The organism is Acidobacteriota bacterium (assembly GCA_029861955.1).
In the GTDB taxonomy this organism is placed as follows: Bacteria; Acidobacteriota; Polarisedimenticolia; order Polarisedimenticolales; family Polarisedimenticolaceae; genus JAOTYK01.
In genome coordinates this window covers 1-10,884 of sequence record JAOTYK010000057.1, presented here as the reverse complement: position 1 = coordinate 10,884, position 10,884 = coordinate 1, and the positions used below count along the sequence as shown (strand labels likewise).

General features: G+C 61.8%; 7 protein-coding genes. 1 reads left to right on the top strand and 6 read right to left on the bottom strand.

Going from position 1 to position 10,884, the window contains the following annotated elements:
• Nucleotides 1-430: 430 nt before the first annotated feature.
• From OES25_16605 to OES25_16580, 6 genes are all read right to left on the bottom strand, one after another.
• Nucleotides 431-3,178, bottom strand: coding sequence for a LuxR C-terminal-related transcriptional regulator (locus OES25_16605; GenBank protein MDH3629261.1), 2,748 nt, complete (start codon nucleotides 3,176-3,178; stop codon nucleotides 431-433).
• A gap of 169 nt (nucleotides 3,179-3,347) precedes the next feature.
• Complete coding sequence (locus OES25_16600; GenBank protein MDH3629260.1) at nucleotides 3,348-4,199, bottom strand: mechanosensitive ion channel family protein; 852 nt, start codon at nucleotides 4,197-4,199, stop codon at nucleotides 3,348-3,350.
• Nucleotides 4,192-5,001: a hypothetical protein gene (locus tag OES25_16595; GenBank protein ID MDH3629259.1), complete on the bottom strand. Its 810-nt coding sequence runs from the start codon at nucleotides 4,999-5,001 to the stop codon at nucleotides 4,192-4,194. Before OES25_16595 ends, OES25_16600 begins: the two co-directional genes overlap by 8 nt.
• A gap of 249 nt (nucleotides 5,002-5,250) precedes the next feature.
• Nucleotides 5,251-6,426, bottom strand: a complete 1,176-nt coding sequence (locus tag OES25_16590; protein ID MDH3629258.1) for an OprO/OprP family phosphate-selective porin — start codon at nucleotides 6,424-6,426, stop codon at nucleotides 5,251-5,253.
• A gap of 370 nt (nucleotides 6,427-6,796) precedes the next feature.
• Nucleotides 6,797-8,359, bottom strand: a complete 1,563-nt coding sequence (locus OES25_16585; GenBank protein ID MDH3629257.1) for a DUF2029 domain-containing protein — start codon at nucleotides 8,357-8,359, stop codon at nucleotides 6,797-6,799.
• Between the two features lie 361 nt (nucleotides 8,360-8,720).
• Nucleotides 8,721-10,136, bottom strand: a complete 1,416-nt coding sequence (locus OES25_16580; protein MDH3629256.1) for a hypothetical protein — start codon at nucleotides 10,134-10,136, stop codon at nucleotides 8,721-8,723.
• A gap of 603 nt (nucleotides 10,137-10,739) precedes the next feature.
• Between OES25_16580 and OES25_16575 the strand changes: the two genes are divergently transcribed.
• The coding region (locus OES25_16575; GenBank protein MDH3629255.1) for a PadR family transcriptional regulator at nucleotides 10,740-10,884 on the top strand (145 nt) is incomplete at its 3' end.

Here is a 10,884-nt window from a genome sequence, read left to right as displayed (position 1 = left end):
AGCAAAGGACACAAGCAGTGACACGGCAGCGCGCTATTTAACGAGGAATCATCTCAATCATCGAGCAAGTGTTCGGATACCCAATTGCCGACTTTGGCAATGGCAGCCTGCGACTCAGCGGTCTCCGCCCACGATGCGGTAGGTGGCGGGACCGCCGAATTCAAAGGCGGCGATGCCTTTCGGCTGCATCACTGTGCCCTCCGCGTCGTGTTTCTCCGTGAGTGACAGCATGTAGTGGCTCCGGGACCGGACCTGGCTCCGGGCGCTCCCCGTCGCATCGCTCCGACCCGGTCGTGATCGACTGTGGTGTGGGTCTCACGTCAGTAGTGTGGCTGGCGTCATCATTCCGCACATCCCGCGGAATGCGGTAGAAACAGGGCAGAGGCGAGGGAGACGGCGCCTTGAAGGCGGTCCGGGGGCGTGAGGTAGGTCAGTCCGGAGGGTGGCGGTCGAGGACTCCGGTCTCGAGAGCCCGCTCGACCGCCTTTCTTCTGCCGTGAACACCGAGTTTCTGGTAGATCTGTTTGAGGTGGCTGCCCACCGTCTGGTCGGAGATACACAGGCGGTCCGCGATCTCCTTGTTCTGCAGGCGCAGCGCGAGCAGTTCGAGGACATCCAACTCGCGGTTGGTCAGGCCTACGAGGTTTCGGCTCTGCACCGGTTGTCTGCCGGCCCCGGCCTCGGACGTGGCAGATCTGTCCGTGGGCGTACCGAAGGCGGTCACGAGACTCTCGACCCGGGCCGCGAATTCACGCTCCCCGGCAAGCTTGCCCAGCAGCTCCACCATGGGTGTGCCGAGCTCGACGAACGGCAAGACGAGATCGCCTTTCCGGGCCAACGCCACGGCCCGCTCGAGGGTCCCGAGGGCCTCTTCCGTCTTGTCCTGCCTGTCGCAGGCCGTGGCCAGCAGCGTCAGGACCCTGATCAGGTGGCAGGTATTGTGTTGGGCCTCGGCCACTTTGACCCACTCCCGCAGCTGCGCTTCCGCTTTCACGAGGCCACCTGGTGACCCGACGGCGATCGTGGCCCGGCATCGGGTGATCGACGGTATGTCGATCCACCAGAGCAGCGCCCCTTCGGGTGGCGGCTCGTTCGCTTCGACCCAGCCTCTTGCGGCCTCCGGTTGTCCCTGCAGGATGGCGAGGCGCGCCTCCGCGGATACCGCCAGCATCTCCATTGCGCGATCCCCGAGGGGAGCGACATATTCGTTGAGAGTCTGCAACGTCGCCTGCGCCTCTTCCTCCTGCCCCAGCGCCTGATGCGCTAGCATCAAACCTGCCATCGAGTCGATCGCAGCCCGCGCGTGATGGACGAACCGGTCCGCGACGGATCGCCCCAGATAGTCGACCGCCGCTTCCCACTGGCAGCGCTGCAGGTGAATCAGCCCCTGTATGTAGCTGGTCCATATCCGCACGTACGCCGGGAAACCACGCTTGACGACCTCCCACATTCTTTGGTTCGCCAAGCCGGCGTCGAACAGGTCGCCGGCCACCACGTGCATGAAGACACGGGAAATCAACAGCCGGGCCTCTCGCATCGGTTTGAGCGACTCAGAATGCGCGAGCAGGTCGTCCAGGAAGCGCATGCCCTGCTCTGCCCGGCCCACCATTTGATTCGCCTGCGCGAAGATCATTTCGGCATGGCTCCGGAAATCCGTGTGCGACACGGGAATCTGCTCGAGACCGACGTCCAGGTGTTGCAGGCTTTCGGCTCCGTTCCCCATCAGCCAGCAGACGTACCCGCGACACAACGCGAGTTCGCTGCGCACCTGCTCATCCCCGGATTTGTCGCCGACCAGCGATTCGACTTCAGCCAGAAGCGGCGGCACGGCTTCGACTTCGTAGCGGTAGCTCAAGATAATCCAGGCACGAGCCATCAGAAGTTCTGCGTGCTGCTGCACGGTCCCTGTCGAGACGAGCGCAAGCCATCTCTCGAGGACGTACCACTGGCTGTCATCGAGGGCTTCGTGTCGGTTCCGAATGACCAACCCTGCGACCCGCCCCATGTCTTCGGCCGCCAGAGCGTGCTTGATCGCTTCATCGATCAGGCCTTCGCCTTCGAACCACCGGCTGGCCCGCAGATGCAGGTCCGAGACGTGATCCGGATCGCGATCGCGCTGCAGCTCGTCCCTGAGCAACTCCTGAAATAGGTGATGATATCGAAACCACTTGTGCCGGGCATCGAGGGCGATCGTGAACAGGTTGTTCTTTCCTAGCTCTTCCAAGAGATCGGAGGCGGTGAACTCAGAAGTGGCGGCGGCGGCGGCCGGCTCATGGACCGCGTCGAGCAGTTCCGCGCAAAAACGATCGAGGATGGAAGACGCCAGCATACTGTCCCGAACCCCCGCAGCCTGCGCAGACAGTACCTCTCGCAGCAGGTACTCCTGTATCTCCGGCAGGTGGCCGGGCAGTCCCTGCAGAAAAGCATCGGCGTCGCGGACATGTCGCAGCGCCAAAGACACGAGCCGCAATCCAACCGCCCACCCTTCCACCTCACGGTCGAGGTGTGTTAGCCCCTCATCGCTCACGGAGCGGTCCGTTGTCGCGCTCAGAAACTCTCTCGTTTCGCGCACCGTGAACCGCAGGTCCTGCAGGCGCACCTCGTTGATGCGGTGGTCGGCTCGAAGGCTGGGCAGGTCGAATGGCGGATCCTGGCGAGTGAGAACGACGAACCGGAACTGTGCCGGAGGGTGCTCGAGCATCCTGTTCATCAGGTCGTGCACGGGCGACGCAGGGTCGATCCGGTGATAGTCGTCGAGCACGATGTCGCACGGCACGCCGATCGCGTCGAGGTCGTTGAGCAGATAGCCTGCGAGAATGGGTATCGGAGCCAGCGAGCTGGCTTCGTGGAGCTCGCGGGTGGCGTCACAGGCACCGGGCGACACGGTATCCACGGCGGCGAGAAAGTACTGGAGGAACGTCCTCGGCTCGCTGTCACTGGCATCCAACGACAACCAGGCGATGGGGTTGTCGAGTTGTTCGACCCATTGGGCGACGAGGATGCTCTTGCCGTAGCCGGCCGGGGCCGATACCAGGGTCAGCGGCACCTCGAGGGCCCCGTTCAACAGCGGGACCAGGCGCCCCCGGTCGATCAACTCCCGGGTCAGCTGCGGCCGATACAGCTTGGTCCGCAGGATCGGGTCGGGTGCTCCATGGCCCGTGTTGACGTCGGGTGTCATCTACACGGAACTCCGATTCAGAATCAGCATTGTCCCCCACGGATACCCTATTCCGGGTCTCTGCTGAGTTGGAATCGTACCAGACTGGCTGCGAGGGGTCTCGCCCACGCGATGGGCGGCCACGGCGCCGTCCGCCTCGCCACGTCTGCCTGCCGTCGGCAGCGCTCGATTAGGCGCCGTCGTTCACCATGCGCACGGGGAAAGGTTCTGTAACGCTGCCCGTGTAGAGGGTCCGGTGTGGGAACGGAATCTCGACGCCGTGTTCGTCGAACGTCCTCTTGATCTCCTCCTGCATCGTATTCCTCAGCATCAGGAAGTTTTCCCGTTTCGCCCACACCGAGAACTGCAGTTCGAGGGCCGAGTCTCCGTACCCTTTGTAGATAAACAGCGGCGACGGCTCGTCGAGGCAGATCGGATTCCGCTCCGCGACGTCGAAGAGGATCTTCCTGACTCGCTCCGTATCTTCTTTGTAGGCAACCCCCACCTGCAGATCGAGGCGGCGGATGGGGAATCGCGTGAGGTTCAACACGGTGTTCTTGATCATCTCCTCGTTCGGCACACGCATCATCAGATTGTCGAACGTACGGAGCTTCACCGAGAGGAGGTCTATGGAAATGACAAAGCCCAACCGACCGTTGACGTCGAGCAGGTCGCCAACCACAAAGGAGCGTTCGGCAATCAAGAACACTCCGCTAATGAGATTGGAAGCCGATGTCTGTGACGCGAACCCGATGGCCACGGACAAGACGCCGGCGGCACCCAAAAGCACACCGAACTTGAAGCCTAGCTGGTGGAGCGCCGATGTGACGACGAGCATCAGCATCACGTAATAGCTCAACCGCCTCACCAGCATGGCTTCCTGCGCACTCACGCGACGCCGCAGCCCTCGCTCGGCAGTTCTGCTTGCGAGCCGGGCCACCAGGATCCCGACAACGAGGATGAGCACCGCCCGGCCGAGACCGAGCATGCGGCCAGATGTCAAAAAGTCTGACACGCCGAGGTTGCTGAGTACCTCACTCATTGTAATTCCTGCCTTTCTTCACAAAGAGCTTGCCGAAGGCGTCCAATAGAAATCCCCTCGACATCTCCTTCCGTGGCCGTGCGATGCGTTCGGTGGCCACGATCTGTCTCGGTCTATCGTCCAGCCGCACCTTGGTGCCGCCCGAGTCGTCCTCGCGCTCGAGCGTGAGCGCTTCCGTCCACAAGTGACCTTCGTCGGAAACGAACAGCGAGAGATGTGGAACAGGGACTTTGAGCTTCTCGATGGGTAGGGCCGACGGCGCGTTGTTCTGAATGCGCACGGCCGAGATAGCCCGGTGGGGCCTGCGAGGGAGATTCTCGAGGTGAAGCCTCGCGCTCGTTCGCAGGGCGTAGCATAGCTCGCCGGTCATCGTGTCTGGACCAAACCAGGTATCTGACGGCCGTGCGATCGGTGCGTCCACCTGTTCCACCTCGCGCCCATCGAGGTATACCCGGAGCCAGAGTGGAGCCGACAGGAACAGCGTCGTCTCTTCCATGGCAGGTACGACAAACGGCTTATTTGTCCTTACCACCACGGGGAGATCGGGGAGCGCCGGCTCGAGGCGAAGGGATCGATTCCCGCTCCTGCTCGCGAAGCGCCTGACATCGATGTTATCGTCGTCGCCGGCTGGTTCCTCCGCGGGTTCGGCGATGATCAGCCGACTGGCGAGACGGTCAGGCCCCTCGGTGCCCGCGACTCTCCACTCGCTGTCACCTCGCGTGATCCAGAGTGTCTTGGGACCGAGTTGCCACCGTAAGGTCTGATCTTCGGCGACCTCATAGTCGCCCCACCAATTGTCCATCGCCGTCGTCCTCTATCTCAGCCGGGCACCGGTATTCGATGTCACGACCTCGTGGGCTCGAGGCGGGAGCCGCGCGAGCCTAGAGCCGGTCGTGTTCGACGACCCGTGATCGTTTCACGCCTGTAGCGTGGCTGGCGTCATCACTCCGCACATCCCACGAAATGCGGTAGAAACACGGTAGAAGCGAGAAAGACGTTGCGTTGAAGGTGGTCGGGGCGCCAAGCCGGGCGGTGAACGACGATGCAGGCTCTAGAACACGAACTGGGCCTGGGCGATGACCTCGTCCAGGTCGCTCCCGGGAACGCCCGTGACGCTGTCCCAGGTGCGGTACGTCAACTGAAGCTTGGCCTTGTGCTTGTTCCAGTACCAGTTCAGCCCCAGGGACGTTCGGTCGGTGCTGGCGGTGAAGTTGTCGGCGTCGAACGTGTCCCAGCCGGCTACCACTTCGACGTTGGACGCGACCATGTAGCCGGCTTCCACGGCGATGATGTCCAGGTCGGTCTTCCCGTTGGCGTAAAGGCCGCCGGTGAACGTCGGGTCCACGGTGTCGCCGCTGATCTTCTGAAACTCGATATCCGCGGAGAATCCCATCCCGCGCACGCCGGCGCTGAGCTCCAGGCCTTCAGCGCTGTCGAGGTCGACCTTGCCGTCGGCCAGACCGGTCGCGTTGACCATGCCGGTACCCGAATCGGTGTAGGTGTTGTTGTCGTCGTCGTTGGACCAGTTGAAGGCGGCCACGCTGAAGTTGATCTTCCATTCGTCGCTGCGGAAGTCGGCCTGGTCGAACTTCATGTAACCGAGCGGATGGTAGTCGAGACGGGCCGCTACTACGACGCCCTCGTTCCAGTCGGCCGCGGCGTTCGCGGGCGAGTCGAAGTCCATGCGGTTGATCGCCGGGTCATGCTCTTCCGTTCCCAACGAGGCCGCGTAGGTGATCTTCTTGTCCAGCGCGCTGCCATCGAGCCGGATGCCGAGTTGGCGGTCCGGTGAACCGAAGTTGTGGTCTCCGGTAAAACTCCGTTCGACCAGTTGCTGGCGCTTGGACGAGGCCAGGAACTCTCTCGAGAACGGTGTCTTGGAGTTGCCGATCGTGATCTTGTGGTTTTCCCAGCCGAGGTATTGCATGTAGGCGTCCTTGAGCGCGACCTCGTTCGAGTCTTCTGCCTTGCCGAAGTCGAACTGGATCTTGCCCATCCAGTCTTCCGTCACCGTCCCCTGGATATAGGGGCGGAGGCGGCGGAAAAAGATCTCGTCGAAATCGCCCCCCCCGCTGGCGTCCGCATTGCGGTACTGGAGCTGGATGCGGCCGCCGACCTCGATCTTCTTGCCGTCCTTGTCGTACACGGCGATCCCCGCGGTCGCGGGAACCGTCACGCCGGCGATGATCATCGCGGCCGCGACCAGCGCGTAGGCTGTGGTTCTCATGAATCCCTCCTGGTTCCGCCGATTCGATGGCGGGTCTGGGTCGAAAAAGGAGACCCATTCTAAAACGGTCGTGTTAAATCCGCATTAGGTTGACGCAAAATGGATTTTAAGTACTCTCGAGAAGGGCGGCGAATCACTCTTTATTTGATTCGTTGCCCTTTCCCGTTTACGAGGGTTACGAGGAGTGCTCTACAGTCCGAGGGTTCTGGACACCCCCGTGGACATCTGTTTATGAAGGGTGGTGTTGGAGCGATCGCCTGACAGATCGTTGCCCCCTTCGCGATATCGGATTCGGCAGGCACCGGACATACTGGTGGCCGGACTCACGCAACCAGTTCTCCGGTAAACCCGGGGCGGTTCAACCTCTGGGTTACATAGACACCGCGACCGCTGGGTTTGGCTTGCGCAGGATGACCCAGCCCATCAAGCCAACGAGCAGCATGAAGTTGATTGTCGACAGCGTGTAGGTGATGCCGGGGGGAGGGAAGGTTTCGAGCGGGACGAGGCCGAGCAGGAAGTAGAAGAAGATCCAGCAGATGCTGAGCCCAACGGCAAGTTTGCGGTTGGCTGAGGCATTGATCACAAGGGCGCAGAGCAGCCACATGGCGGGCAGCGTGATGTAGTCGCCCCAAGCCGCTGGGCTGGCCATGGAGGCGAGTCCGAGGATGGCGAGCCAGATCTGCGCGCGGCGAACCCGTGACCCTAGGCGGCGCGATGCGACGATGGCCAAGCCAATCAGCGTTACCGTGAATAGGCTGTTGAAGCCGGACGCGACCGCGCGGGTCATTCCGGGAAAGCCCATCTCCCCTAGCCTGACGACTTGCCCGTACGGGGAAAGATTGGCGGTGATGAGTTCAAACCGTATCTCCGGCCAGACCTCGATGAAGGCGAAGGCGCTGAAGGATTGCATTCGCGGAAGCTGATAGCTGATGAATGCGGAGAAAGGCGCGATGCCGAGAACCGCCAACGCTACGAGCGTGAAAACAACGCCGAATGCAAACGTCCAAGCAAGAGGTTTCCAACGCTTCTCGGCCAGCAATAGGATCAATAGGAACCCGGGGAAGATCTTTCCGAGAATGGCGAAGGCTAGCAGTGCGCCACCAAGGACGTTGCGCTGCTTTTCAAACGCGACCATAGCGGCGATGGTGAGTGTGATGGCGACGAAGTGAAACTGTGTGTACTGAAAGACGGACAGCGCGGCAGGTGAGGCGATGACCAGCGGCGAGAGCATCGCCATCCAACGACCAGCAGTGCCGCCGACCCAGTGGGCGAGCAGCAGAAAGACTGCCGCGATACCGATGTACTGGAAGGAGAACCAGGCGATTCGAATCGTGGGGTAGTGATGGGTCATGGCGAGCATGAGCTTGGGCAGCAGGAGGAATTGCGGCGGGTATTGGTAGGGGTCTTCGACCTTCATGCCCTCGAATTCGGTGATGGACTCGATGTCGCGGTTGAGCCCCGGGTAGTGATCAGCGTGGTAGATGTTTTTTTCGCCCCGGTCGTGTAGTTCGACAGCGTGGAAGTAGGCCGTGCCGCATTCGTGCTTCGTCCATAATTCGTTGGTGGTGAGAATCCACCATGAAGTGTCCGGGTCGGTCTTGTGTGTGCTGATCCGAGCGGTCTGAACGATGGCAAGCAACGCGATCAATGCAAACAGCGCGGCCCTGGCGGGATGCGACCTCGCCGATCCGTCGAGCCACTCCGGCAGCAGCCCCGCCAAGCGGGGTGCCGTGAGGCTGACGGTTGCCGCAATAACGATTGCCCCAATTGTGAGCGGCCAGGCAGCAAGCGGAAGTTCGGGACCGACGCGACGTACGATGGCGGCAACGAGATGAACGGCAACCATACCGGTGGTAGCAAGGATGGTGAACAAGATGGCCAGGCGCTCAATCGACGCTCCGTGGTCTGAGGGTTGTTTTGCCAATCCTGTCATCTCTTGTTCCTCCGTTGGCGGGAGGATGTATCTGCGAGACTAGGCTCAGCCAACGCGGCAGGTCAAGGCAAAGGTGCGGACGCAGGCACCCGGGGCCCCGGCCGTTTCCCCTGCTGGTGCCGGAGCCGAGACTCGAACTCGGATGAGCGTTGGCTCGGGGGATTTTAAGTACTCTCGGGAAGGGCGGCGGATCAACCTTTATTTGATTCGTTGCCCTGTCCCGTTTACGAGGGTTACGAGGAGTGCTCGACAGTCCGAGGGTTATGGACACCCCCGTGGACACCTGAGTTGGAGGGCCGTTCCCTGTTACATCGACACTCAACAGGTGAGCTCTTCGACGGACCCGGCGCGGTTCACCCTATTAGAAGCAATCCCAGCCGGAGGAGGCAATCCCAGCGTCTCGCGGTGCCACCTGACCGAGCGTACGGGCGTCGTAGGTACCGGTGAACGACGGCGACACGACGCGGACGAGGAACCAGTAGCCGTTGCCGGGCGAGGGGTCGATGCCGTGCGGGAAGTTGGTCCCTACGTGGTCATCCGCCGGACAGAAATCGGTGGCCGTCGCAAAGTCTCCGCCAGTGAGACGCAGGGTCGCCAGGTCCCCCTGGACCAGGTCGTAGGCGGTGGCACCCTCCGCGGCGTCCCACAGCAGATCGACCGCGTCGAGGCGCAACTGTATCGCACGGGTCGCAGGCGGATCGCAGTCCGCGAGAAAGATCTCAAAGCTCCCATCCGGGTTGCCGCCGGTCAGGTTCGCCCCAGACTGAAAGGCGATCCGCCGGCCGTCGTCGTTGATCGACGCGGCCAGGGCCGACGCTCCCGGGGCCAACGAGCACTCCTCGCCGGTCAAAACGTCGAGGATAAGAACCTCGGACGTGAATCCGTTTGTCCGGTCGAAGGCAAGGCGCTCGCCCGTTGCGTTCGACGCCGGCTGACGAAGGGCCAGGGATCCCGTCGTGAAGGTCAACTGCTCGGTCGTTCCCAAGACAAGGTCATGCAAGAACAGTTCATCGTTGCCGTCGTCGGCCGACACGAACACAATCGCGGCACCGTCATCGCTGATCGAGGGCCCGCCCGCCCCTAGGCTGACGGCCTCGCTCGCGGCGAGCAGCGGCGCCCCCGGGGCGTCGGCGTAGTAAAGCCGCCTCGTTCCGGCATCGTTGATCTGGAACGCCACCCGGCGGCCGCTCGCAGAGAGGGAGGTCGCCTCCGGGCCCTGACCGTCCGCGAAGTTGGTTACCTGGATGAACCCGCCTGCGGTCTCGGAGAGAAACAGCTGGTCGCGAAAGTTGGGATTGTCGCCGGTGAGGTCCTTGCTCGACGTGAACGCGATCGTCGACCCGTCGTGATCGATCGAGATGTTGCCGGTTCCGGAGAAGCTGTCCGGCGTCAACTGGACCGCTCCCAGAGACGCCGTGTCGGCGCGGAATACTTCAAACGTCCCGAACAAGGAGGCGCTCGATGTCAACGCCACGTAGCTCCCGTCGTTGCTGATCTTAAACTCGTCGATCAGGCCATCCAGATCGGTAACCTGGCTCAGTATCGAGGTCGTGGTGTCGTAGACGTACAGTTCCTGGCTGCCGTCCGGGTTGTCACCCGTGAGGTTCCCGCTACTGCGGAAGGCGATGCGAGTCCCGGATCCGTCGATGGAGGGCTCGATGGCTGCGGCGAGCCCCACGGTGTCGGTAACCTGCTCGACCGTACAGACGATCCCGGCCGCGGAAGCCGTGCTCATCGTCAGCAACCCGGCGCTCGTGGCCAAGGCCAGGGCTCGCAAGCAACTCGTTCTCAGGAATCTACACTGCATTGCAACCCGGGAACTCATCGTGTGCCCCTCCCCTTCACCCCTAGCCGGCGTGCCTGCGTACCGACGATTGTCTCGTCTGACGCTCTACGAAGAAGTCGTGTAGACCGGTATTTTCTAAGATCCTCGCCCGGTTCCTTCGGCGCTCATTCTCATGCCACTATATACGGCGCTTTTTGGCGGACACGACGAATCGGGATTTGCCATAAAGAGGGCTAACACTGAAGGTTGCGAATTCACTCGTTCGCACGCACCGTCGTAACCCACTGAAAACATTGGTGCCGGAGCCGAGACTCGAACTCGGACGAGGTTGCCCTCAGGGGATTTTAAGCCGGCGAGGGAAGGGTGGCGAATCAAGGACTTTCGAGAGTTGTCTTGATTCGTTGCCCTTTCCCGTTTACGAGGAGTACGAGGAGTGCTCTACAGTCCGAGGGTTATGGACACCCCCGTGGACACCTGGCTCGGCACGCCACGGTCACTCACCTGTCGGCAGTTCGTCCGGGCGCAACAGACGGTGGAAGACCTTGACGGTCCCCTCTGACCTATATATCATTCCGATATATAGCAGAGATAGATATGCCTGATCGCAGCTCCAGCCGCTACGCCGTCCTCGGCATTCTCACGCTCGAACCGATGTCGGGGTACGACATCAAGAAGTTCATCGAGACGAGCGTGGCGCACTTCTGGCGGGAGAGCTACGGGAACATCTATCCGCTGCTCA

What these genes read in the sequence shown, in the direction of transcription:
- OES25_16605 (MDH3629261.1), bottom strand. Translation starts at nt 3,178, where the DNA reads ATGACACCCGACGTCAACACGGGCCATGGAGCACCCGACCCGATCCTG.
- OES25_16600 (MDH3629260.1), bottom strand. Translation starts at nt 4,199, where the DNA reads ATGAGTGAGGTACTCAGCAACCTCGGCGTGTCAGACTTTTTGACATCT.
- OES25_16595 (MDH3629259.1), bottom strand. Translation starts at nt 5,001, where the DNA reads ATGGACAATTGGTGGGGCGACTATGAGGTCGCCGAAGATCAGACCTTA.
- OES25_16590 (MDH3629258.1), bottom strand. Translation starts at nt 6,426, where the DNA reads ATGAGAACCACAGCCTACGCGCTGGTCGCGGCCGCGATGATCATCGCC.
- OES25_16585 (MDH3629257.1), bottom strand. Translation starts at nt 8,359, where the DNA reads ATGACAGGATTGGCAAAACAACCCTCAGACCACGGAGCGTCGATTGAG.